Source organism: Streptomyces sp. NPDC091682 (assembly GCF_044756625.1).
Lineage (GTDB): Bacteria > Actinomycetota > Actinomycetes > Streptomycetales > Streptomycetaceae > Streptomyces.
In genome coordinates this window covers 114,196-141,178 of record NZ_JBIVTH010000019.1, presented here as the reverse complement: position 1 = coordinate 141,178, position 26,983 = coordinate 114,196, and the positions used below count along the sequence as shown (strand labels likewise).

The following is a 26,983-nucleotide window of genomic DNA, read 5'->3' as shown; positions in this document are numbered from 1 at the left end:
GGCCCCAGACGGCGGCCTGGGCCAGGCCCGGTACGGGCTCGCCGGGGGTCACGGCGACCGCGCCCCGGGTGAGGCACCACAAGGGTGCGGTCAGGCCGGTGTCGCCGAGTGCCTGGACGAGTGTGGCGGTCAGGGCAACGCCCTGCGGGACCTCGCCGGTCTCTTCGAGGGCGAGGAGGGAGACGATGCCCGTGAATCCTCCGCCCGAGGTGGCGGCCAGTTCCCGCAGCCGCTTCGCCATCCGTTCCCGGTCGGCGTCGGCGTCCGCGGCGACCTCGAAGCGGACGGTGTCCGGGCCGAGGCGGTCGATGACGGAGGTCGTCCAGGGGTCGGCGGCGTGTGCTTCGGGAAGGACGGCGAGCCAGGTCCCGGCGAGCGGGGCGGCAAGGGTCCCGGTGCCGGACAGCGGCTGCCAGGTGATGTGCTGCCGCCAACTGTCGACGACAGTCTCCTCGGCGCGGCGGCGACGCCAGTCGTCGAGGGCGGGCAGCACCTTGGACAGGGCGTCGCCGTCGACGTCGAGGGCTCCGGCCAGCGAGTCGAGGGGCTCGGAACGTACGGCGGTCCAGAAGGCCTCGTCCGCTCCGGCAGCCGTTCCGGTTGCCGCGTCGGCCACCGCGCCGGCCGCGGTCGGGCTCGTGTGGGCCCAGTACCGCTCGCGCTGGAAGGCGTACGTGGGCAGCGGCACCCGGCGGGCCGCGGTGCCGGTGAATACGGACGGCCAGTGGGGCGCACAGCCCTCGACGTGCAGGCGGGCGACGGCGGCGAGGAGGGTGTCCTGTTCGGGCCGTCCCTTGCGCAGGGCCGGTACGGCGGCCACGGCGGCGGTGCCCGGCACCTCGTCGAGGTCCTGGGCCAGGGCGGACAGGGTGGTGTCCGGGCCGAGTTCGAGGAAGCGGGTGACGCCGCGGGCGGCGAGGGCGCGCAGCCCGTCGCCGAACCGGACGGTCTCCCGGACGTGCCGCACCCAGTAGTCGGGGGTGCACACCAGCTCGGCGTCCGCCGGTTCCCCGGTCAGGTTCGACACGAGGGGCAGGCTCGGGGCGGTGTAGGTGATGCCCCGGGCCACTCGTGCGAAGTCGTCGAGCATGGCGTCCATGTGCACGGAGTGAAATGCATGGCTGACCCGCAAACGCCTAGTCTTGCGGCCGGCGTCGGCGAAGCCCCGGGCGATCCGGTCCACGGCTGCCTCGTCGCCCGCGACGACGACGGCACGGGGGCCGTTCACCGCTGCCACCGACACGCCCTCGGCTCCGGCTCCGGCTCCGGTGAGGCGTTCGCGCACCTCCTCCTCGGTCGCCTGGAGGGCGGCCATCGCACCGCCCTCGGGCAGTGCGGCCATCAGCCGGGCCCGGGCGGCCACGAGGGTGCACGCGTCGTCGAGGGAGAACACGCCCGCCACGTGCGCGGCGGCGATCTCGCCGATGGAGTGCCCGGCGACGAAGTCGGGGCGCAGGCCCCAGGATGCGACGAGCCTGTAGAGGGCCACCTCAATCGCGAACAGGGCGGGCTGGGTGTAGCCGGTGTGGTCCAGCAGGGCGGCCTGCGGGGTGCCCTCGTCGGCGAACAGCAGCTCGCGCAGCGGCCGGTCCAGTTCCAGGTCGAACCGGGCGGTCACCTCGTCGAGGGCGCGTGCGAACACGGGCTGCCGAGCGTGGAGTTCGCGACCCGCGCCCGCTCGCTGGGCGCCCTGGCCGGAGAAGAGGAAGGCGGTCTTGCGACTGCGCGCGGTGGCCTCACCGCGCAGTACGCGGGGCCCGGTGCGGTCGTCGGCGAGGGCCGCGAGGCCGGCGAGGAGTTCGTCGCGGTCGCCGGCGAGGACGGCGGCCCGGTGGTCGAAGGCGGAGCGGGTGGTCGCCAGGGAGTAGCCGAGGTCGGTGGCCGAGAGGGCGGGTCGTTCGGTGACGTGGGCGTGCAGGCGGGCGGCCTGGGCCCGGAGGGCGTCGGGGGTGGTGGCCGAGACGGGCACGGGGACGCGTACGGCGGTCGTGCCGGTGGTCGCGGCCGGCTCCGGCACCTGTCGTGCCTCGGTGAGGGGTTCGTCCTGCATGGGGTCGGTTGCCTGTTCCAGGATGACGTGGGCGTTGGTGCCGCTGGCACCGAAGGAGGAGATGCCGGCGCGGCGCGGGCGGCCGGTCTGCGGCCAGGAGGTCTCCTCGGTGAGGAGTTCCACCGCGCCGGCCGTCCAGTCGACGTGCGAGGAGGGCGCGTCCAGGTGGAGGGTCTTCGGCAGGACGCCGTGTCGCATCGCCATGATCATCTTGATCACTCCGGCGACGCCCGCGGCGGCCTGTGTGTGCCCGATGTTGGACTTGACCGCGCCGAGGAGCAGCGGCTGCCCCGCGTCCCGGCCCCGGCCGTAGGTGGCCAGCAGGGCCTGCGCCTCGATCGGGTCGCCCAGCTTGGTGCCGGTGCCGTGTGCCTCGACGGCGTCCACCTCGGCGGCGGTGAGCCGGGCGTTGGCCAGGGCGCGCCGGATGACCCGGCGCTGGGACGGGCCGTTGGGCGCGGTGAGGCCGTTGCTGGCGCCGTCCTGGTTGACGGCGGAGCCGCGCAGGACGGCCAGCACCTCGTGGCCGTGGCGGCGGGCGTCGGAGAGGCGTTCCACGACGAGTACGCCGGCGCCCTCCGACCAGCCGGTGCCGTTCGCCGAGTCGGCGAAGGCGCGGCAGCGGCCGTCCGGTGACAGGGCGCCCATCTCGCCGAACTCGACGAACCCGACGGGGCTGGACATGACGGTCACACCGCCGGCGAGGGCCATGGAGCACTCCCCCGCCCGCAGGGCCTGCGCCGCGAGGTGCAGCGCGACCAGCGAGGAGGAGCAGGCCGTGTCGACGGTCACCGAGGGTCCTTCCAGGCCCAGGGTGTAGGACAGCCGGCCGGACAGCAGGCTGGCGGACTGGGCGGTCTCGACATGGCCGAGCTGGCCGATGGCGGGCCGGTAGTCGCCGCTGCCGCCGCCGATGAACACGCCGGTGTCGCCGCCACGCAGGGTGTGCGGGTCCACTCCGGCCCGTTCCAGGGCCTCCCAGGCCGTCTCCAGCACCATCCGCTGCTGCGGGTCGACGATCACCGCCTCGCGCGGTGAGATGCCGAAGAAGGCGGCGTCGAAGTCGGCGACGTCGTACAGGAAGCCGCCGTTCTGGGTGACACTGCGGCCACGGCCGTCGGCGTCACCGTGGGCGAGCCGGTCCAGGTCCCAGCCGCGGTCGGCGGGGAAGGCACCGATGGCGTCGACCTCGGCGCGCATCAGCTCCCACAGGTCCTCGGGCGACTGTACGCCGCCGGGGTAGCGGCAGCTCATGCCGACGATGACGATCGGGTCCTCGGCGGTGTCGGCGGCCGTGCTGATGCCCGTGCCGGCACTTGTGCCTGTCGTGGCCGCCTGTGCGGCCTCCTCCCCCTCCTCAAGCAGTTCCGCACGCAGCTGCGCGGCGAGGGCCGTAGGAGTCGGGTGGTCGAAGGCGAGCGTGGCCGGCAGGGTCAGGCCGGTGGCCTTGGCCAGCTGGTTGCGCAGGTCCACGGCGGTGAGCGAGTCGAAGCCGAGGTCCTTGAAGGCCTGCCCGGCCGGAATGGCCTCCGCGTCCTGGTAGCCGAGTACGGCGGCCACTTCGCGGCGTACGAGGGCCAGCAGCACCTCGTCGCGCTCGGTGCCCTCGGGCCTGGCCAGCAGTTCGGCGCGCAACGCCGCCGTGGCTCCCGTATCCGTGGTGGAGTCCGCAGCGGTGCCGGTCCGTCGTTCGGCGGGTGCCAGCGCGGCGCGGGCCTCCGGCAGTTCGGCGAACAGCCTGCCCGGCCGGGCCTGCCCGAAGGCGGGAGCGAAGCGTTCCCACGCCACGTCGGCGACGACCACGGCCGCCGTGCCGTCGCCGGCGGCCCGGCGCATGGCGGCCAGGGCACGCTCGGGGTCCATGGCGGGCAGCCCGCTGAGGCGCAGGTGCCGGTCGAGGGAGTCGTCGGTGAGCCCGGTCCAGGCTCCCCAGGCCACGGCGAGAGCGGCACGGCCGGCGGCACGGCGGCGTGCGGCGAAGGCGTCGAGCCAGGCGCTCGCGGCGGCCCCCTGTGCTTGGCCGCGTACGCCCCACACGCCGGCGATCGAGGTGAAGAGGACGAAAGCGTCCAGTTCCCGGTCCCCCAGGGCGTCTTCGAGGGCCCCTTCCAGGGCCTCTACTCCGACCCGTACGTGGTCCGGCCCGGTCGGTTCGGCGCCGTACCCGGTGTGGATCACCGCGGTCAGCGGCTGGTCGGACGGGATCGCGGACAGGGCCGCCGCCAGCGCGGTCCGGTCGCCCGGGGCGGCGGTGGTCACCGTGAGGGCCGCCCCGTGCTCGGCCAGCCGGGCTCCGAGTTCGGCGCCGAGGGCCGCTTCCTGCCCCCGCGCGGCGACGAGCAGCACGTGCGCCGCGCCCTCGCGGGCCAGCCAGCGGGCGGTGTGCCCGCCGAACCCTGCTACGTCACCGATGACCAGCACGGTTCCGGACGGGGTCCAGGACTCGGCCGCCCGGCCGGCGGCCGACGACCGTACGAGACGGCGGGTGTAGACGCCGGACGGGCGCAGTGCCAGCTGGTCCTCGCTGCCGGACCCGGCGGCGAGCAGCGAACGCAGCCGGGCGGCCGCGCGCGCGTCGGGCACCTCGGTCACGTCGACGAGTCCGCCCCAGTGGGCCGGGTGTTCGAGTGCGACGACCCGGCCGAGGCCCCAGACGGCGGCCTGGGCGGGATCAGCGGGCGCGTCGGCACGGCCCACGGCCACCGCCCCCCGGGTGACCCACCACACCGGCGCCTCGACACCGGCCTCCACGAGGGCGGCCGACAGGGCGTCGGGCATGGTGGACAGGACGGGCAGCAGGGACAGCACACCGTCGAACCGTCGGCCGAGCCCGGCCAGCCGCGCCACCAGGCCTTCGGCGTCGGCAGGGTCGGCCACGACGCGTACGGAGTCCGGGCCGAGGGCGTCCACTACGGCGGCCGCCCACGCGTCGTCGGCGTCGCCCTCCGGGACGAGCGCCAGCCAGCTGCCCGTGAGGGCGTCGGCCGGGCCGGTGTCGAGCGGCTTCCAGGTCACCCGGTAGCGCCAGCCGTCCACCACCGCGCTCTCGTCGCGCCCGCGCCGCCATGCGGACAGCGCCGGCACGAGCGCCGACAGCGCGGCCTCGTCCTCGGCCAGACCCAGGGTGGCGGACAGTTCCGGCAGGTCCTGTCGTTCCACTGCCGCCCAGAAGGCGGCGTCGTACGCGTCCTGTCCCTGCGCGGCACCGCGGACGGGGAGGGCCGCGGGCTCGGGCCAGTACAGCTCCCGCTGGAACGGGTACGTGGGCAGGCCGGTGCGCCGGGCGCCGGTCCCGTCGTACAGCCGGGTCCAGTCGACCCGTACGCCGCCGACGTGCAGGCGGGCCAGCCCGGTGACGAACACGGACTCCTCGGGCCGGTCCCCGCGCAGGGCCGGGGTGACCACGAGGTCCCCGCCCGTCAGGTTCTGCTCGGCGAGGGCGGCCAGGACACCGTCCGGGCCCACCTCCAGGAAGGCCGTCGCCCCCGCCTCGCCGAGGGTGCGGACCCCGTCGGCGAAGCGGACGGTCTCACGGACGTGCCGGACCCAGTACTCCGGGTCACACACGAGCTCCGCCGTCGCGAGCCCGCCCGTCAGGTTAGAGACGAGCGGCAACAGCGGCGTGGCGAAGGAGAGCCGGGAGACGACCCTGCGGAAGTCGTCCAGCATGGGCTCCATGAGCGCCGAGTGGAACGCGTGCGAGACCCGCAACCGGGTCGTCCTGCGCCCCGTCCCCGCGAACTCGGCCCGTACGGCCTCCACCGCGTCGGCCTCGCCGGAGACGACCACCGAGGCCGGTCCGTTCACGGCGGCGAGGGACACGTGCTCCCCGAGCAGCGGCCGGACCTCTTCCTCCGCGGCCTGGAGCGCGGCCATGGCGCCGCCTTCGGGCAGGGCGTCCATCAGCCGCCCGCGCGCCGCCACCAGAGTGCAGGCGTCGGTGAGGGTGAGGACGCCCGCGACGTGCGCGGCCGCCACCTCGCCGACCGAGTGTCCGGCGACGAACTCGGGCTGCACGCCGATCGATTCCACCAGGCGGTACAGCGCGACCTCGACCGCGAACAGCCCGGCCTGCGCGTACTGCGTACGGTCGGCGAGGGCCGTGTCCGTACCCCAGACCACCTCGCGCAGCGGGCGGTCCAGTTCCCGGTCCAGTGCGGCGCACGCGGCGTCGAAGGCCTCGGCGAAGGCCGGGAAGCGCCCGTACAGTTCACGGCCCATGCCCAGGCGCTGGGAGCCCTGGCCGGAGAAGAGGACCGCGAGGGACCGCTCGGCGGCAGTCCCGCGGGCGACCTCGGTGCCCGCCACGAGCACGGCCCGGTGCGCGAGGTGCGTACGTCCGGCGGCCAGCGAGAAGCCGACGTCCAGCGCCGACTCCTCGCCGCACCCCGCCAGCCGCGCCAGCTGCACGTCGAGCGCGGGCCCGGACTTGGCGGACACCACCCACGGCGCCACCGACGGCACCACGGAGGGCGTGTCCGCGTCGGGTGCGGGCGGCGCCTGTTCCACGATCACGTGCGCGTTGGTGCCGCTGACGCCGAAGGCGGAGACACCGGCCCGGCGCGGACGCCCGGTCGCGGGCCAGGCCTGCTCCTCGCGGACCAGGGTGACGGCCTCGTCCGCCCACTCCACGTGCGTGGACGGGGTGTCCACGTGCAGGGTCCGCGGCAGTACGCCGTGCCGCATCGCCATGACCATCTTGATCACGCCGGCCATGCCGGCGGCGGCCTGGGTGTGGCCCAGGTTGGACTTGACGGCGCCGAGGAGCAGCGGCCGTTCCCGGTCCTTTCCGTACGCGGCGATCAGCGCGCCGGCCTCGATCGGGTCGCCGAGCGGGGTGCCGGTGCCGTGCGCCTCGACGGCGTCGACCTCGGCGGGCGTGAGGCCCGCGTCGGCCAGTGCCTGGCGGATGACCCGCTGCTGGGCGCGCCCGTTGGGTGCGGTCAGTCCGTTGCTGGCGCCGTCCTGGTTGACGGCGGCGCCGCGCAGTACCGCGAGGACGGGGTGGCCGTGGCGGCGGGCGTCGGAGAGGCGTTCCAGGACGAGGACGCCCGCGCCCTCCGACCATGAGGTGCCGTCGGCCGCGTCGGCGAAGGCCTTGCAGCGGCCGTCGGGGGCCAGTCCGCCCTGCGCGGAGAACTCGATGAACGAGTCGGGGCTCGACATCACCGACGCACCGCCCGCGAGGACGAGGGAGCACTCGCCGCCGCGCAGCGCGCGGACACCGAGGTGGAGGGCGACGAGCGACGAGGAGCAGGCGGTGTCGACGGTGACGGCCGGGCCCTCCAGGCCCAGGGTGTAGGAGAGGCGCCCCGACATCACGCTGGCGGTGTTGCCGGTGGCGACGTGGCCCTGGACGTCGGCGGTGCCGCGGCGCAGGACGGAGGTGTAGTCCTGGCCGTTGGTGCCGATGAACACGCCGGTGGAGCTGGCGCGCAGCGAGTCGGGGGCGATGCCGGCCCGCTCCAGGGCCTCCCAGGAGGTCTCCAGCAGCAGGCGCTGCTGCGGGTCCATGGCGAGGGCCTCGCGCGGCGAGATGCCGAAGAAGCGGGCGTCGAAGTGGCCGACGCCGTCGAGGAAGCCGCCCTCCAGGGTGGCACAGCCGCCCCGGCCGAGGGTGTCGAGGTCCCAGCCGCGGTCGGCGGGGAAGGCCGAGATGGCGTCCTCCCCGTTGGCCAGCAGCCGCCACAGGTCCTCGGGCGAGGTGACCCCGCCCGGGAACCGGCAGCCCATGCCGACGATCACGATGGGGTCGTGGTCCCGGTCGTGGTCGACGCCGGTCCCGGCCGGCGCCGCCGGTGCGGCACCGTCGTCGGCGCCGCCCATCAGCTCGGCGAGCAGGTGCGCGGCGAGGTCCTGCGGGGTCGGGTGGTCGTACACGAGGGTCGCGGGCAGCCGCAGACCGGTGGTCGCGGTGAGGGTATTGCGGAGTTCGACGATGGTCAGCGAGTCGAAGCCGAGGTCGGTGAACGCCTGGTCGGCGCCGATGGCGACGGGGTCGGCGTGGCCGAGTACGGCGGCCACCTGGGCCCGCAGGAAGTCCAGTACGAACTTGGCACGGCCGGCCGCCGGTAGGGCGGTGAGCCGGCGGCGCAGGCCGCTCTCGTCTCCCGCGGTCGGATGTGCCGGGGCGCCGGCGCCTCGGGGCTCGGCGAGGTCGGCGATCAGCGGGCCCAGCCGCATCGCCGTGAACACCTGGGCGAAGCGGGCCCAGTCGATGTCCGCCACGGTCAGCGCGGCCGGGTCGCCGTGGTCCAGGGCCTGGGTCAGCGCGTCGAGCGCGAGATCCGGTGCCATGGGTGTGTAGCCGCCCCGGCGGACCCGGGCCTCGACGCCGGTTCCGTCGCCGGCCATGCCGGTCCCGGCCCAGGGGCCCCAGGCGAGGGAGGTCGCGGGCAGACCCTGCCCGCGCCGGTGCTCGGCGAGGGCGTCGAGGTAGGCGTTGGCGGCGGCGTAGTTGGCCTGTCCGGCGGCGCCGAGGCTCGCCGCGGTGGACGAGAACAGCACGAAGGCCGCCAGGTCGCTCTCACGGGTCAGCTCGTGCAGGTGCCGCGCGGCCGTGGCCTTCGGGCCGAGTACGGAGGCGAACGCCTCCGGGGTGAGGGTGTCGAGGACACCGTCCGCCACCACACCTGCCGTGTGGAAGACCGCGGTCAGCGGCAGTCGCTCCGGGACGTCGGCCAGCACGCGGGCGAGCGCCTCCCGGTCGGCGATGTCGCAGGCGGACAGGGTGACGCGGGCGCCCAGCGCGGCGAGCTCCTCGCCGAGTTCCACGGCGCCGGGCGCCTCGGCGCCGCGCCGGCTGACGAGCAGCAGGTGCGCGGCGCCACGGGCGGCGAGCCGGCGGGCGACGTGCGCGCCGATCCCGCCGGTGCCTCCGGTGATCAGGACGGTGCCGGTGGGGGTGTACGGGCGTACGCCGGTACGGTCGGCCGGCGCGAGGCGGGACAGCCGGCGGGCGTACACACCTGCGGCGCGCACGGCCATCTGGTCCTCGCCGCCGGTGCCGCGCGTGCCGACGGTCTGCGCGAGCATGGCGGCGATCCGGCGTACGGCGGGGTCGTCGAGGGTCTCGGGGAGGTCCAGGAGGCCGCCCCAGCGCTCGGGGTGCTCCAGGGCCACGCTGCGGCCCAGGCCCCACACGGCGGCCTGGGCGGGCCGGCCGAGCCGATCGGATCGGCCGACGCTGACGGCGCCCCGGGTCAGGCACCACAACGGTGCCTCGATCCCGGCGTCGCCGAGCGCCTGGACGGCGGTGGCCGTCGGCAGCAGGCCCTCGTCCTGGAGCGCCAGCAGGGACAGCACTCCTGTGAACTCGTCCCTCGCCGGTGCCAGTTCGCGCAGCCGCTCGGCGAGCGCGCCGCGCGTCTCACCGCGCGGGACGGTGAGGGTGAACCGGTCACCGCCGAGGCGGTCGAGCAGTTCATCGGTGTTCTCGCCGTCGGCCGGTACCAGGCAGAGCCAGGTGCCGGCGAGCGTGGCGCCCGTGCCGGAGGCGGGGGGCAGCGGCTTCCAGGTGCTGCCGTAGCGCCAGCCGTCGACGGTGGACTCGGCGCGGCGCTTGCGGCGCCACGAGGTGAGGGCGGGCACGACGGCCGTCAAGGTGGCGTCGTCCAGGCCGAGGTCGGCGCCGAGGGCGGGCAGGTCCGCCCGCTCGACGGCCGCCCAGAACGCGGCGTCCTCCGGGTCGGCGCCGGGCCGGGCCGTACCGGCCGGGCCGGCCTCCGGCCAGTAGCTCTGCCGCTGGAAGGCGTAGGTCGGCAGGTCCTCGAAGGCGACGGCCGAGCCCGCGGCGCCGCTTGCGGGGAAGAACGCCTCCCAGTCGACCCGTACTCCCGCGGTGTGCAGGCGGGCGAGGGCCGTGGCCAGTGCCGGGGCCTCCGCGCGGTCCCGGCGCAGGGCCGGGACGGCGGTGGCCCGCTCGTCGGCCGCGGCCTCCCGGGCCGCGCCGCTCAGGACCGCGTCCGGGCCGATCTCCAGGAGCACGGTGGCGTCCAGGTCGGCGAGACGCCGGGCGGCATCGGCGAATCTCACCGTGGCGCGCACCTGCTCGACCCAGTACTCCGGGGTGCACAGCCGCTCGGAGTCGGCGAGTCGGCCGGTCACCGTCGACACCAGCGGGATCGTCGGTGCGTGGTAGGTGATCCCGCGCGCGACCCGGGCGAAGGCGTCGAGCATGGCGTCCATGTGCGGCGAGTGGAAGGCATGGCTCACCCGCAGCCGCGTGGTCCGGCGGCCCTGCGCGGCGAAGCGCGCCGCGAGCTCCAGGACCGGCTCCTCGTCACCGGACAGGACCAGTGAGCGGGGGCCGTTGACGGCGGCGAGCGCCAACCGGTCCTCGTGGCCGGCCAGCAGCGGCAGGACCTCCTCCTCGGTGGCCTCCACGGAGACCATCGCGCCCCCGCCGGGCAGATCCGACATCAGCCGGCCGCGCGCGGCGACCAGCGTGCAGGCGTCCTCCAGCGAGAACACGCCGGCCACGTGGGCGGCGGCGAGCTCGCCGATCGAGTGCCCGGCCAGGTGGTCGGGCCGGACGCCCCAGGATGCGACGAGCCGGTGGAGGGCCACCTCCAGGGCGAACAGGGCGGGCTGGGTGTAGGCCGTGTCGTCCAGCAGCGCGGCTTCGGCGCTGTCGGGCCCGGCGAACATCACCTCGCGCAGCGGCCGCTCCAGTTCGAGGTCGAAGCGGGCCAGTACGGCGTCCAGCGCGTCGGCGAACACCGGCTGGCGCTCGTACAGTTCGCGGCCCATGCCGGGCCGCTGGCTGCCCTGTCCGGTGAAGAGGAACGCGGTCCGGCCGGGCGCGGTGGCCCGTGCGGTCAGCAGGGCGGAGTCCGGCAGGCCGTCGCGCAGGGCGGTCAGGGCCCGTACGCACTCCTCGTGCGTGTCGGTGACCACGGCGGCCCGGTACTCCAGGGCTGCGCGGCCGGTGGCCAGCGCGTGCCCCAGGGCGGTCAGCGGCAGCACGTCCGACCGGTCCGCGACCGTGTCGAGCAGGCGCCCGGCCTGGGCGCGCAGCGCGGCCTCGGTCCGGCCGGACAGCACGAGCGGGACCACGCCCGCCGGCTGCGCGGTCTCCGGCACCTGCGGCTCCGCGGCCGGGGCCTCCTCCAGGATCGTGTGGGCGTTCGTACCGCTGAGGCCGAAGGAGGACACGGCGGCGCGGCGCGGCCGGCCGGTCTGCGGCCAGTCGCGTTCGCCGGTCAGCAGCTCGATCGCGCCGGCCGTCCAGTCCACGTGGGTGGAGGGCCGGTCGATGTGCAGGCTCGCGGGCAGGACCCCGTGCCGCATGGCCATGACCATCTTGATGACGCTCGCGACACCGGAGGCCATCTGGGTGTGGCCGATGTTGGACTTGACCGAGCCGAGCAGCAACGGCCGCTCGGTGTCACGGTCCTGGCCGTAGGTGGCGAGCAGGGCCTGGGCTTCGATGGGGTCGCCCAGGCGGGTGCCGGTGCCGTGGCCTTCGACGGCGTCGACGTCGGCGGCGCGGACGCCCGCGTTGGCGAGGGCCTGGCGGATGACGCGCTGCTGGGAGGGGCCGTTGGGGGCGGTCAGGCCGTTGGACGCGCCGTCCTGGTTGACGGCGGAGCCGCGGATGACGGCGAGGACCCGGTGGCCGTTGGCCAGGGCGTCGGACAGCCGCTCGACGAGGACCAGGCCCACGCCCTCCGCGAGGCTCATGCCGTCGGCGGCCTCGGCGTACGCCTTGCAGCGGCCGTCCACGGCCATGGCGCGCTGCCGGCTGAAGCCGACGAAGGCGTTGGGCGTGGCCATGATGCTGACGCCGCCCGCGAGGGCGAGCGTGGACTCGCCGCTGCGCAGCGACTGGCAGGCCAGGTGCAGGGCCACCAGTGAGGAGGAGCAGGCGGTGTCGAGGGTGACGGCGGGGCCCTCGAAGCCGAGGGTGTAGGAGATCCGCCCGGACAGGACGGACGGGATGGTGCCGGTGATCAGGTGGCCCTCGGCGCCGTCCTGGGCGGAGCCGCCCGAGGTGTAGTCCTGGTAGCTGGCGCCGATGAAGGTGCCGGTGCGGCTGCCCCGCAGCGTGGCCGGGTCGATCCCGGCGCGCTCCAGGGCCTCCCAGGAGGTCTCCAGCAGCAGCCGCTGCTGCGGGTCCATCGACAGGGCCTCGCGCGGCGAGATGCCGAAGAAGCCGGCGTCGAACTCGGTGGCGCAGTCCAGGAATCCGCCGCGCGTGGAGTACGTCTTGCCGGGCCGGTCCGGGTCGGGGTCGTAGAGCCCGTCGGCGTCCCAGCCGCGGTCGGGGGGGAAGTCGCCGATGGCGTCGGCCCCGGCGGCGACGAGCCGCCACAGGTCCTCGGGGGAGGCGACTGCGCCCGGGTAGCGGCAGCTCATGCCGATGATCGCGATCGGCTCGTCGTCGGCGAGCCGCGACGCGGCAGCGGCCGGGGCCGCCGTCGCGATCTCGGCGCCGGCGACCTGCGTGCGCAGGAACTCCACCAGGGAGAGGGGGTTGGGGTAGTCGAAGACCATGGTGCTGGGCAGGGCCAGCCCGGTCACGGCCGACAGCCGGTTGCGCAGGTCCACGGCAGTCAGCGAGTCGAAGCCGACGTCGCGGAACGCCCGCTGCTCGGACAGCACGTCCGGGGAGGCGTGCCCGAGGACGGTGGCCGCCTCGGCGCGTACGAGGTCCAGCAGTGCCCGGTCCTGTTCGACGGCGGGCAGCGCCCGCAGTCGCACGATGAACTCGCTTTCCCCGGACGGCCGTTCGGCAGTCCGCCGCTCCAGCTCCCGCACCTCGGCGATGTCCTCGAACAGGGCGGTGGGCCGCCCGGAGGTGAACACCGGGTGGTAGCGGTCCCAGTCGATGTCGGCGACGGTGAGCACGTGCGCGTCCTCGGCCAGGGCCTGGCGCAGCCCGGTGAGGGCCTGCTGCGGGTCCATGAAGTTCAGGCCGCTGCGCCGGATCTGGCCGGGGTCGACGCGGCCGAGCTTCAGGTCGTCGGACCAGATGCCCCAGGAGATCGAGGTGGCGTGGGCGCCGCGCGCCCGGCGGTGCTCGGCGAGCGCGTTGAGGTACGCGTTCGCGGCGACGTAGGCGGCGTGCCGGCCGCTGCCCCACATGCCGGCGGTGGAGGAGTACAGGACGAACGCGTCGAGCTGGTCGTCGTCGAGGAGTTCGTCCAGGTGACGGGCTCCGGTGACCTTCGCGTCGATGACTTTGGCGAACGCCTCGGGGCCGGTCTCCTCCAGGGCGGCCAGTTCGATGACGGCGGCGGTGTGCACGACGGCCCGTACCGTACGGCCGTCGGCCGTCAGGCCCTCCAGGAGGGCGGCGACGGCCTCGCGGTCGGTAAGATCGCAGCTGCGGAACTCCGCCTCGCAGCCCAGCTGGTGAAGTTCGGCGAGCAGCTCGGCGGTGCCGGGCGCGCCGGCGCCGCGCCGGCTGGTGAGCACGAGGTGCTCGGCGCCCTGCCCGGCGAGCCAGCGGGCCAGGTGCGGGGCGAGGGTGCCGGTGCCGCCGGTGATCAGGGTGGTGCCGCGCGGACGCCAGGTGTCCCTGCCTGCGGCGGCACTGCCCGCGGTGGCACGGGCGATCCGCCGGGCCAGGGCACCCGAGGTGCGCAGGGCGAGCTGGTCCTCGCCGGTCTTCCCGGTGAGGACGGCGGCGAGGCGTTCGCGGCCACGGGTGTCCAGCGGGGTCTCGGGCAGGTCGATGACGCCGCCCCAGCGGTCGGGGTGCTCCAGGGCGGCGGTCCAGCCGAGGCCGTGGATCTGGGCCTGGACGGGCCGGGTCAGCCGGTCGGCGCGGCCGGTGGAGACGGCGCCCCGGGTGACGCACCACAGGGGTGCGCCGATTCCGGTGTCGCCGAGGGCCTGGACGAGGGAGAGGGTCAGGGCGAGCCCGGTGGCGAGCGCGGGCAGGGCCCGGCTCGGCGTCTCGTCGGCGGCGAGCAGCGAGAGGACCCCGGTGAGGTCCGCGCCGGCTTCGCTCAGATCGGCGCTCGCGGCGGCGAGGCGGTCGGCGAGGACGGCCCGGTCGGCGCAGGTCCCGTCCAGCACCAGGTGCCGTACGTCGGCGCCGGCGGCCGTCAGCGCCTCGGTGATGTCGGCGTAGCCGTCGGCGGGCGAGGCGGCCGCGGCGACGACGAGCCAGGTTCCGGTGAGCCGGACGGCGTGGGGCAGTGTGCCGAGCGGCTTCCACGCGGCGCGGTAGCGCCAGGCGTCCACGGCCGCGCGGTCGCGGCTGCGGCGCCGCCAGTCGGCGAGCGCGGGCAGCAGCGGGGCGAGGTCGGACTGCTCCAGCCGCAGGCCGGCGGCCAGCGACTCGACGTCCGCCTCCTCGACGGCGGTCCAGAACGCGGCGTCCGCCGGGTCTCCTTCGCCCCCTGTACGGGGCCTGGCGGCCAGCGCCCACAGGTGCTCGCGCTGGAAGGCGTACGTGGGCAGGGCGACGCGGCGCGCGCCGGTGCCCTCGAAGACGCGGGTCCAGTCCGCCCGGGCGCCGCGGACGAACGCCTCGGCGAGGGAGGTCAGGAAGCGGCCGCTGCCGCCCTTGTCGCGGCGCAGGGTGCCGATGGCGGCGACCCGGTGCCCGGTGTCCTCGGCCACGGATTGGACGGCCATGGTCAGCACGGTGTGCGGGCTGGTCTCGACGAAAACCTGGTGGCCCTGGTCGAGCAGTGCGGCCACGGCCGGGCCGAAGCGCACGGTGCGGCGCAGGTTGCGGTACCAGTACGCGGCGTCCAGCCCGGCCGTGTCCAGCCAGTCGCCGGTCACGGTCGAGAAGAAGGGGACCTCGGCGGTGCGCGGGCGCACGGGTGCCAGGGCGGTCAGCAGCTCGTCCTGCAACTGCTCGACCTGGGCGGAGTGGGAGGCGTAGTCCACGGGAATGCGGCGGGCCCGGACGTTCTCGGCGGCGAGCTCCTCGATGAGCGCGTCCAGCTCCTCGGGGGCGCCGGCGACGACCACGGTCCGCGGCCCGTTGACGGCGGCGACGCAGATGCCCCCGCCACGCGCGGCGAGGCGGTCCTCGACCTCTGCGGCGGGCAGCGGTACGGAGACCATGCCGCCGGAGCCCGCCAGCCGGCGGGCGATGGCCTGGCTGCGCAGGGCCACCACGCGGGCGGCGTCGTCCAGGGTGAGGGCCCCGGCGACGGCCGCCGCGGCGATCTCGCCCTGCGAGTGGCCGAGGACCGCGTCGGGAGTGATGCCGTACGAGGCCCACAGGTGGGCCAGCGACACCATGACGGCGAAGGTGGCGGGCTGGACGACGTCGACCCGCTCCAGCGAGGGCGCGCCCTCGGTCTGGCGCAGGACATCGACCAGCGACCAGTCGGTGTATGCCGACAGGGCCGCCGCGCACTCGTGCAGCCGTTCGGCGAAGGCCGGTGACTCGTCGAGGAGTTCGGCGGCCATGCCGACCCACTGCGCGCCCTGGCCGGGGAAGACGAACACGGTCTTGCCGTCGAGGTCGGCGGTGCCGTGGACGACGGATGTCGAGGAGCCTGCGGCGGCCAGGACCCCGAGTTCCGCGCGCAGCGGCTCCGCGTGGTCGCCCAGCACCACGGCCCGGTGCTCGAACAGTGTGCGCGTGGTGGTGAGGGAGTGGCCGATGTCGGCCGGATGGGTGCCCGGCCCGGCACCCTGGCGGTCGAGGTGCTCGGCCAGCTGTGCGGCCTGGGCGTGCAGGGCGCCGGGCGTCCTGGCGGACAGCACCCACGGGATCACGGCGCCGGCCGGAGCGGACGCCCGCCCAGCGGGCTCCGCGGCAGCGGGCCCGGCGGCAGCCGGCGCGGTCGGAGCCTCCTCCAGGACCACGTGCGCGTTGGTGCCGCTGATGCCGAAGGAGGACACGGCGCAGCGGCGGGCCCGCTCACCGGCCGGCCAGGCGGCCGGGGTACGGAGGAGGGCGACCGTGCCGCCGCTCCAGTCGATGTGCGAGGACGGCTCGTCGGCGTGCAGGGTCTGCGGGAGCAGGCCGCCGCGCAGTGCCATGACCATCTTGATGACGCCGGCGACGCCGGCTGCGGACTGGGTGTGGCCGATGTTGGACTTGACGGAGCCGAGCAGCAGCGGATTCTCGGCGTCGTGGGCCGTGCCGTAGACGGCCTGGAGGGCCTGGGCCTCGATGGGGTCGCCGAGGGCGGTGCCGGTGCCATGGGCCTCGACGGCGGTGATGTCGGCGGCGGTCAGGCCCGCGTTGCTGAGGGCCTGGCGGATGACGCGCTGCTGGGAGGGCCCGTTGGGGGCGGTGAGCCCGTTGGACGCGCCGTCCTGGTTGATGGCGGAGCCGCGGACCACGGCCAGGATGTCGTGCCCGTTGGCCTGGGCGTCGGAGAGCCGCTCCAGGACGAGGACGCCGACGCCCTCGGCCAGGGTCATGCCGTCGGCGGCCTCGGAGAAGGGCTTGCAGCGGCCGTCCGCGGCCAGTGCCCGCTGCCGGCTGAAGGCGATGAACGGGGCAGGGTTGGTCATGACGGTCGCGCCGCCCGCCAGCGCGAGCGAGCTCTCCCCGTTGCGCAGGGACTGGCAGGCCAGGTGCAGGGCCACGAGGGAGGAGGAGCAGGCGGTGTCCACGGTGACGGCCGGGCCTTCGAGGCCGAAGAGGTAGGCGAGGCGGCCGGAGAGCACGCTGGGGCTGGTGCCGGTGACGGCGTGACCGGCGGACGCGTCGTCCATGCCGGTGCCGTACTCCTGGTAGGTGGAGCCGATGAAGGTGCCGGTGGCGCTGCCGTGCACGGCGGCCGGGTCGATGCCCGCCGATTCGAAGGCCTCCCAGGTGGTCTCCAGCAGCAGCCGCTGCTGCGGGTCCATGGAGAGGGCCTCGCGGGGGGAGATGCCGAAAAAGCCGGCGTCGAACTCCCCCGCCTCGTGGAGGAAGCCGCCTCGGGTGGAGTACGTCTTGCCGCCCGCGTCGGGGTCGGCGTCGTACAGGTTCTCGTCCCAGCCACGGTTGACGGGGAACTCGGATACGGCGTCCACGCCGTCGGCGATCAGCTGCCAGAACTGTTGCGGGGAGCGGACCCCGCCCGGGAAGCGGCAGCTCATGCCGACGATGGCGACGGGTTCGTCGTACCGGCCGGCAAGCGCGGCCCGTGGTGCGGCCTGGGCCTCGGCAGCGCCCAGGATCTCGCCGCGCAGGAACGCGGCGAGGGCTACGGGTGTCGGGTGGTCGAAGGCCATGGTGCTGGGCAGCGCCAGGCCGGTCACGGTCGCGAGCCGCTTGCGCAGCTCGACGGCGGTCAGCGAGTCGAAGCCGGCGTCGCGGAAGGCCCGGGTGGGGGCGACGGACTCGGCTGAGGCGTGTCCGAGGACGGTGGCGGCCTCGCGGCGTACCAGGTCCGCCAGCGTCCGGTCCCGCTCGGCTGCCGGCAGAGCGCGGACCTTGCGTACGAACTCGGAGGCGGCGGCCTCGGACTTCGGCGCCGCGGCGAGTGCGCGCACCTCGGGCAGTTCGTCGAAGAGCCGGCTGGGCCGGGCGGCGGTGAAGACGGGGACGTACGTGGTCCAGTCGACGTCGGCGACGGTGACGGCCGTGTCCTGCTGGAGGATCGCCCGGCTCAGTTCGGTCAGGGCGGTGGCGGGCGCGAGGAAGCGCACGCCCTGGCGGGCGAGGCTGTCGGAGACGGCTTCGTGGATGGCCATGCCGGCCTCGGCCCAGGGGCCCCAGGCGAGGGAGGTGGCGGTCAGGCCTCGGGCACGGCGGTGCTCGGCGAGTGCGTCGAGGTAGGCGTTGGCGGCGGCGTAGGCGCTCTGCCCGGCGCTGCCCCAGATGCCGGCGACGGAGGAGAACAGGACGAAGAAGTCGAGGTCCTGGCCTTCCAGCAAGGCATCGAGGTGGGCAGCGCCGAGCATCTTGGCCGTGGCGTAGGCGCTCACGTCGGCGAGCGGGGTGGCGGCGAGCGGCGAGGCCTGGCCGAGGCCGGCCGCGTGGACCACACCGGTCAGCGGGTGCTCGGCGGGTACGGAGGCCAGCAGGGCGGCGAGCGCGTCGCGGTCGGCGACGTCGCAGGCGGCGAGGGTGACCTCGGCGCCCAGCTGCCTTATCTCCTCGGCCAGTTCGGCGGCGCCCGGGGCGTCGGGTCCGCGCCGGCTGGTGAGGATCAGGTGGGCGGCGCCGTGCCGGGCGAGCCGGCGGGCGACCTCGGCGCCCAGTGCGCCGGTGCCGCCGGTGACGAGCACGGTACCGGTGGCGGTGAAGGCCCCGTCCTTGGGGAGGTCGGCGGCGGGGCGGCGCACCAGGCGCCGGCCGTACGCGGCGCTGCCGCGCAGGGCGAGCTGGTCCTCGGCGGCCTCGCCCGGGGTGGTGGCCAGCGCGCTGACGAGGCGCTGCACGGTGGGCGCGGTGAGGGTCTCGGGCAGGTCGACCAGGCCGTGGAAGGCCTGCGGGCGTTCCAGGGCGGCGACCCGGCCCAGGCCCCAGGCGGCTGCCTGGACGGGCCGGGTGACCGGGTCGGCGGCGCCGGTGGAGACGGCGCCACGGGTGACCGTCCACAGCGGGGCGGTGCTGCCGGTGTCGTGCAGGGCCTGGGCGAGGAGCACACCGAGCGCGAGGCCGGCGGGCAGACCGGTGCCCTGGAGGTCGGTGCCGTCGGCGAGCGGCAGCAGGGACAGCAGGCCGTGGTGCTCCCCCGCCCCGGTGAGCCGGGCGGCGAGTTCGGCGCGGCCGGTGCAGGCGTCGTCCAGGACGAGGCGGGTGAACCGGGCGCCGTGTCCACGCAGGGCGTCCAGCAGCTCGGCGTCCTCGATCCCGTCGGTGGTCAGGACGAGCCAGGTGCCGTCCAGGACGGGGGCGGCGCCCGCGCGGACCTGCTGCCACCGGATCCGGTAGCGGGCGGAGTCCAGCAGGGTCTGCTCGGCGTGGTGGCGCCGGTAGGTCGACAGGGCGGGCAGCAGCGCGGCGAGGCCGGCGTGCTGTTCGTCGCGCAGGCCGAGGATGCCGGCCACGCCGTCGGCGTCACCGCGCTCGACGGCGCCCCACAGGGCGGTGTCGGCGGGGTCCGCGGCTGCGACGGCCGCCGCGGCGGCGGTCCGCTCGGGCCAGTAGCGCTCGTGCTGGAAGGCGTACGTGGGCAGTTCGACACGGCGCGCGCCGGTCCGGGCGTGGTACGACGCCCAGTCCACGCCGATCCCGCGGACGTGGAGCCGGGCGAGGGCGGCGGTGACGGCCTGCTCCTCGGCGCGGCCGGTGCGCAGCAGCGGGACGGATTCGGTGTCGTCCCCGAGGACGTCCTGGGCGAGGGCGGACAGCACTCCGTCCGGGCCGAGTTCGAGGAATGTGGTGGCTCCGGCGGCGCGGGCGGCGGCCACTGCGTCGGCGAAGCGGACGGCGCGGCGGACGTGCTCCACCCAGTAGCCGGGGGTGCACAGCTCCTCGGCGGTGGCCATCTCACCGGTCAGGTTGGACACCACGTCGAGCACCGGCGTGGTGTACGTCAGCTGCTCGGCGATGTCCCGGAACGCGTCGAGCATGGGCTCCATGCGGGCGGAGTGGAAGGCGTGGCTGACCCGCAGCCGCTTGGTCTTGCGCCCCTCGGCGGCGAACGTGTCCACCAGCGCGAGGACTTCGGCCTCCTCGCCGGCGATGACGACGGCGCGGGGGCCGTTGACGGCGGCGACGGAGATCCCGTCGGTGAGCCGGGCGAGGACCTCGTCCTCGGTGGCCTGGAGGGAGACCATGGCGCCGCCCTCGGGCAGCTCTTGCATGAGGCGGGCCCGGGCGGCGACCAGCGTGCACGCGTCGGCGAGGGTGAACACCCCGGCGCAGTGCGCGGCGGCGATCTCGCCGACGGAGTGGCCGAGCAGCGGGCCGGGACGCACGCCGAGGGAGGTGATCAGCCGGAAGAGGGCGACCTCCACGGCGAACAGGGCGGGCTGGGCGTAGCCGGTGCGGTCGAGCAGGGCCGCCTCACGGCTTCCCTCGGCCGCGAACAGCACCTCGCGCAGCGGGACTTCGTACCCGTGGTCCAAGTGGTCCAGGGCCTCGTCCAGGGCGGCGGCGAACACCGGGAACCGGGCGTACAGCTCACGCCCCATCCCGGCCCGCTGGGAGCCCTGCCCGGCGAAGAGGAAGCCGAGCCCGGCGGCGCCCGTCTCGCCTTCCCACAGCGCCGGGTCGGCCTCGCCGCGGGCCAGCGCGCGCAGGGCGCGCAGCAGTTCGACGCGCCCGCCGACGACGACGGCGCGCTGTTCGAAGGCGGACCGGGTGGTGGCGAGGGAGAGTCCGATGTCGGCCGGGCCGAGCTCGGGGTGGGCTTCGGCGTACGCGCGCAGCCGGACCGCCTGGTCGCGCAGCGCGGCCCGGGTCCGGCCGGCGAGCGGCCAGGCCGTGACCTGGGGCTCCTCGCGCGCGGCGGGCGCGGGAAGGACGGGCGCCTGCTCGATGATGACGTGGGCGTTGGTGCCGCTGATGCCGAACGAGGAGACGCCGGCGCGGCGCGGCCGGCCGGTCTCGGGCCAGTCCGTCTCCTGGGCCAGCAGCTCGACGGCTCCGTCCTGCCACTCGACGTGCCGGGAGGGCTCGGTGGCGTACAGGCTGCGCGGGACGAGGCCGTGGCGCAGGGCCATGACCATCTTGATGACGCCGGCGACACCGGCGGCGGCCTGGGTGTGGCCGATGTTGGACTTGACGGAGCCGAGCAGCAGCGGCCGCTCGGCGTCGCGGTCCTGGCCGTAGGTCGCGAGCAGCGCCTGCGCCTCGATGGGGTCGCCGAGGGTGGTGCCGGTGCCGTGTCCCTCGACGACGTCGACGTCGGCGGTGGTCAGGCCGGCGCCGGCCAGGGCCTGGCGGATGACGCGCTGCTGGGAGGGGCCGTTGGGGGCGGTCAGGCCGTTGCTCGCACCGTCCTGGTTGACGGCGGAGCCGCGGACCACGGCGAGGACCGGGTGTCCGTTGCGGCGGGCGTCCGAGAGCCGTTCCAGGACGAGGATGCCGACGCCCTCCGCCCAGCCGACGCCGTCGGCTCCGTCGGAGTACGCCTTGCAGCGGCCGTCCGGGGACAGGCCGCGCTGGCGGGAGAACTCGATGAGGGAGGTCGGGGTGGACATGACGGTGACGCCGCCCGCGAGGGCGAGCGAGCACTCGCCGGCGCGCAGGGCCTGCATGGCCCAGTGCATGGCGACGAGCGAGGAGGAGCAGGCGGTGTCGACGGTGACGGCCGGGCCTTCGAGGCCGAGGGTGTAGGACACCCGGCCGGAGGCGATGGACGGCGAGGTGCCGCTGCCCTGGTGGCCTTCGAAGCGGCTGTCGGCGAGGGTGGCGGCGTAGTCGTTGTACATGACACCCGCGAACACGCCCGTCTGCGAGCCGCGCAGCGAGAGCGGGTCGATGCCCGCGCGCTCGATCGCCTCCCAGGAGGCCTCCAGCAGCAGCCGCTGCTGGGCGTCGGTGGCCAGCGCCTCGCGCGGGCTCATGCCGAAGAAGGCGGGGTCGAACTCGGCGGCCTCGTGCAGGAATCCGCCGAAGCGGGTGTAGGCGGTGCCGGGGTGGTCCGGGTCCGGGTGGTAGAGCCCGTCGAGGTCCCAGCCGCGGTCGGTGGGCAGGCCGGAGATGGCGTCGGTGCCCTCGCGGACCAGCTGCCACAGGTCGTCGGGCGAGGCGACCCCGCCCGGGTAGCGACAGCTCATGCCGACGATGACGATCGGGTCGTCCGAGGCGGCGGTGCGCGGGGCGGCGGCCACGGCGGCGGCGCCCTGGTCCCCCATGAGTTCGTCGAGGAGGTGGCCGGCGAGCGCGGTGACCGTCGGGTAGTCGAAGATCACGGTGGCGGAGGTGCGCAGTCCGGTGGTGGTGCGCAGCCGGTTGCGGAGCTCGACTGCGGTGAGCGAGTCGAAGCCGAGGTCCTGGAACCGGCGTACGGGGTCCACGTCCTCGGGTCCGCCGTGCCGCAGAACAGCGGCGACCTGGGCGCGGACGAGGTCGACGACGGCCGCCGCGCGGTCCGTCCCGTCGAGGCGGGCGAGCCGCTGGACGAGTCCGGCGGCGGCCTCGGAGCCGGCGACGACGGAGCGTCGGGCGGGGCCGCGGACCAGTCCGCGCAGCAGCGGCGGTACGTCGCCCAGCGCGCGCAGGACCGGCAGGTCGAGGCGGGCGGGCAGCAGGACGGGCGCGTCCACGGCGAGGGCCGCGTCGAACAGGGCGAGTCCGTCTCGCTCGCTCAGGGCGGGGGTGCCGCTGCGGGCCAGCCGCTCCAGGTCGGCTCCGGTCATCCCGCCCGTCATGCCGGCGGTGGGAGCCCACGGGCCCCAGCCGAGCGAGCGGGCGGGCAGTCCGGCGGCTCGCCGCAGCTGCGCGAGGGCGTCGACGAAGGCGTTCGCGGCGGCGTAGTTGCCCTGGCCGGGGGCGCCCGCGGTGCCGGAAAGAGAGGAGAACACCACGAAGGCGGCCAGGTCGGGGCAGAGTTCCGCGGTGATCTGGTGCAGGTGCCAGACGGCGTCGGCCTTGGGGCGCAGGACGGCGCTGATCCGCTCGGGGGTGAGGGAGGTGAGGACGCCGTCGTCGAGGACGCCGGCCGTGTGCACCACGGCGGTGAGCGGGTGCGCTGCGGGGACGGTGGCGAGCAGCCGGGTGACGGCGGCCCTGTCGGTGAGGTCGCAGGCCTCGATGGCGACCTGCGCGCCGAGCGTGCACAGCTCGTCGGCGAACTCGGCGGCGTCTTCGGTGGCGGGCCCGCGCCGGCCGGCCAGCAGCAGGTGGCGTACGCCGCGCTCGGTGACCAGGTGGCGGGCCAGGGCCCGGCCGAGGCCGCCGAGGCCGCCGGTGACGAGGACGGTGCCCTCGGGGTCGAGCACCACCTCGGCCGGCTCCCGGCGGGCCCGGGCGAGCCGGGCGACCAGCACGGAGCCGTCCCGGACGGCCAGCTGCGGCTCGTCACTGGCGAGGGCCTGCGGGGGGACGGCCGCGGGCGCGTCGGGGTCGAGGTCGAGCAGGCCGAACCGGCCGGGGTGCTCGGCCTGCGCGGAGCGTACGAGGCCCCAGACGGCGGCGGCCGCCAGGTCGGTGACGCCCTCGTCGTCGGCCGCGGCGACCGCGCCGCAGGTGACGAAGGTCAGCCGGGTCTCGGCGGTGGTGTCGTCGGCGAGCCAGTCCTGGACCAGCCGCAGGACGCGCGCGGTCAGGGCGTGGGCGGCGGCGGCCGGGTCCTCGGTGGGTACGGCGACGGCGCAGGTGAGGACCACGGCGGGCAACGCGGCTCCCGCGGTCCGTACGAGCGGGGTGCCGAGACCGAAGGGGTCCGTGCCGAGTACGGCGACGGAGGCCGGGGCCGGCTGCGCGGTGGTGCCCCGCAGCCGGGTCCAGCGCAGTTCGAACAGGGCCTCGCGGACCAGCGCGGTGGCGGGGTTCGGGTCGGCGTCGGGCAGGGCGCGCAGGACGAGCGAGCCGATGGTGGCGACCGGCCGGCCCTCGGTGTCGGCGACGGCCAGTGAGACCGCGTCGTCGCCGGCGAAGGAGAGCTTGACCCGGACGGCGGTGGCGCCGGTGGCGTGCAGGGTGACGTCCTGCCAGGCGAAGGGCAGTCCCCCGCGGCCGTGTTCGCCGAGGTCGAGGAAGGCGCAGGGGTGCAGGGCGGCGTCGAGCAGGGCGGGGTGGATGCCGAACGCGTCGGCGGCGGTCCCGGTCTCGGGCAGCGCCACTTCGGCGTACACGTCGTCGCCGACGCGCCAGGCGGCCCGTACCCCCTGGAACAGCGGCCCGTACGCGAAGCCTGTCTCGGCCATCCGCCCGTAGAACCCGTCGAGGTCCAGCGGGCGGGCGCCGGCCGGGGGCCATGCCCCGGCGGCGAACGCGTCCCCGGCCGGGGCGTGCTGGTCCGTGGCGGCCAGTACGCCCTGGGCGTGCTGCGTCCACGGCTGTTCGTCGGCGGCCGCCCCGTCCTGGCCGGTGTCGGGCCGGGAGTGGACGGTCAGGGTCCGGCGGCCGGTCTCGTCGGGGCTGCCGACCCACACCTGTACCTGTACGCCGCCCTCTTCGGGCAGGACCAGCGGCGCGGCGAGGGTGAGTTCCTCGACGCGGTCGCAGCCCACCTCGTCGCCGGCCCGGACGGCCAGCTCCAGGAATCCGGTGCCGGGCAGCAGGACGGCGCCTCGTACGGCGTGCTGGGCCAGCCAGGGGTGGGACCGGACGGAGAGCCGGCCGGTGAGCAGCAGTCCGTCGGAGTTGGCGAGGGACACGGCGGCGGCCAGCAGCGGGTGGCGGGCGGCGCCCAGGCCGGCGCCGCGCACGTCCCCGGCGTGCCGGCCGAGCGCCGTGCGGGGCCAGAAGGAGCGGTGTTCGAAGGCGTAGGTGGGCAGGTCCACGGGGCGGGCACCGGTGCCGGCGAACCAGCCGTCCCACTGGACGCGTATACCGCGCACGTGCAGGGCGCCGACGGCTTCGGTGAGGGTGTCGGCCTCCGGGCGGCCCGGGCGCAGCAGCGGGCTCGCCACCACTTCGGTGAAGGTGTCGGCCTCGGGGCGGGCCTGGGCGAGGGCGGACAGTACGCCGTCGGGGCCGAGTTCGAGGAAGGCGCCGGCGCCGTGGCCGGTCAGCCAGTCGAGCGCGTCGGCGAAACGGACGGTGTGGCGGGCGTGGTCGGCCCAGTAGTCGGGCGAGGCGAGCTGCGCGGCGGTGCCGGGGACACCGGTGAGGGTGGAGATCACCGGAATGAGCGGGGCCTGCGGGGTGAGTCCGCCGACGACGGCGCGGAACTCCTCCAGCATCGGCTCCATCAGGGGCGAGTGGAAGGCGTGCGAGACCCGCAGCGGCCTCGTCCTGCGGCCGAGCCCGGCGAAGTGCCTCGCGACGGCGGCGGTTTCGTCGGCGGCTCCGGCCACGACCACGGCGTGCGGTCCGTTGACGGCGGCAACGGAGACTCCGTCGGTGAGGTGGGCGAGGACCTCCTCCTCGGTGGCCTGAACGGCGATCATGGCGCCGCCCTGAGGCAGGGCCTGCATCAGGCGGCCCCGGGCGGAGACCAGCGTGGACGCGTCGGCGAGCGTGAACACCCCGGCGACGTGCGCTGCGGCGATCTCGCCGACCGAGTGTCCGGCGAGGAAGTCAGGTGTGATCCCGAGGGATTCGACGAGGCGGAAGAGGGCGACCTCGATCGCGAACAGGGCGGGCTGCGCGTAGCCGGTGGCATCGAGCAGGGCCGCCTCACGGCTTCCCTCGGCCGCGAACAGCACCTCGCGCAGCGGGACTTCGTACCCGTGGTCCACATGCTCCAGGGCCTCGTCCAGAGCGGCGGCGAACACCGGGAATCGGGCGTACAGCTCACGCCCCATCCCGGCCCGCTGGGAGCCCTGCCCGGCGAAGAGGAAGGCGACCTTGGTGCGCCCCTGGACGGCGCCCCGTGCTGTTGGGCCGTCTTCGCCTTCCGCGAGGGCGGTGAGCGCGGCCTTCGCCCCGGCCCGGTCGGCTGCGGTGACCACGGCGCGGTGCTCCAGTCCGGCCCGGGTGGTGGCGAGGGAGTACGCGAGGTCGGTGTCGCGGTGCTGCGGTTCGGCGGCCAGGAACTCCAGCAGCCGCGCCGCCTGGCCGCGCAGGGCCTGCGGGGTGCGGCCGGACACCAGCCACGGCAGCGAGCCCGGCGCCACGGAGGCGGGGGCCTGGGGCTCGGGCTCCGCGGTCTCGTCTTCCGGGGCCTGCTCGATGATGACGTGCGCGTTCGTGCCGCTGAGGCCGAAGGAGGAGACACCGGCTCGGCGCGGTTCCTCGCGGCGCGGCCACGGGGTGGGCTCGGTGAGCAGGCGTACGGCACCCGCCGACCAGTCCACGTGGGTGGACGGCTCGTCCACGTGCAGGGTCCTGGGCAGCAGTTCGTGCCGCAGGGCGAGCACGGTCTTGATGACGCCGGCCACACCGGCGGCGGCCTGGGTGTGGCTGATGTTGGACTTCACGGAGCCGAGCAGCAGCGGCCGGTCCTCGGGACGGCCTCGGCCGTACGTGGCGAGCAGCGCCTGCGCCTCGACCGGGTCGCCGAGGGTGGTGCCCGTACCGTGGGCCTCGACCACGTCCACCTGGTCGGGGGAGAGCCGGGCGCCCCGCAGCGCCTGCTCGATGACACGCTGCTGGGAGGGCCCGTTGGGAGCCGTCAGGCCGTTGCTCGCGCCGTCCTGGTTGACGGCGGTGCCGCGTACGACGGCCAGCACGCGGTGGCCGTTGCGGCGGGCGTCCGCGAGCCGCTCCAGGACGAGCACGCCGACGCCCTCGGCCCAGCCGGTGCCGTTCGCGGAGTCGGCGAAGGAGCGGCAGAGGCCGTCCGCGGCAAGCCCGCCCTGCCGGGCGAACTCCACGAAGGTGGTGGGGCTGGACATGACGGTGACGCCCGCGGCGAGCGCGAGTTCGGATTCCCCGGAGCGCAGGGACTGGGCGGCCAGGTGCAGGGCGACGAGCGAGGAGGAGCAGGCGGTGTCCACGGTCACCGCGGGGCCGACCGTGCCGAGGACGTAGGCCAGGCGGCCGGAGATGATGCTGGTCGCGTTGCCGGTCAGGACGAAGCCCTGCACGTCGTCGTCGGGTCCGGTGCGGTACTCCTGCGGCATCGCGCCGACGAACATGCCCGTGCGGGTGGAGCGCAGTGCGAGCGGGTCGATGCCGGCCCGCTCGAAGGCCTCCCAGGACGCCTCCAACAGCACCCGCTGCTGCGGGTCCATGGACAGGGCCTCGCGGGGCGAGATGCCGAAGAAGGCGGGATCGAAGTCGGCGGCACCCTGGAGGAATCCGCCGCGGATGTCGATTGGCCCGTCCGTGGGGTCGAGTTCCCAGCCGCGGTCGGCGGGCAGGCCGGTGATGCCGTCCCGTTCCTCCACGAGCATGGCCCACAGGTCTTCGGGGGAAGCGACCCCACCGGGGTAGCGGCAGCTCATGCCGACGATGGCGATCGGCTCGGTGGCGGCCGCCTCCAGCTCGTTCACCCGCTGCCGCGAGCGCTGCAGGTCTGCGCTGGCCCGCTTGAGGTAGTCCCGGAGTTTCTGCTCGTTGCCCAT

At 75.5% G+C, this 26,983-nt stretch carries 1 protein-coding gene (cut by a window edge); it reads right to left on the bottom strand.

The annotated features are described in order from the left end of the window. Positions 1 to 26,983, bottom strand: partial view of a type I polyketide synthase gene (locus ACIQK6_RS33745; RefSeq protein ID WP_402696429.1) — the 5' portion only. 1,607 nt of this gene lie to the left of the window's left edge; 26,983 of the gene's 28,590 nt are visible here — the first part of the coding sequence; it begins with the start codon at positions 26,981 to 26,983; the stop codon falls past the left edge of the window.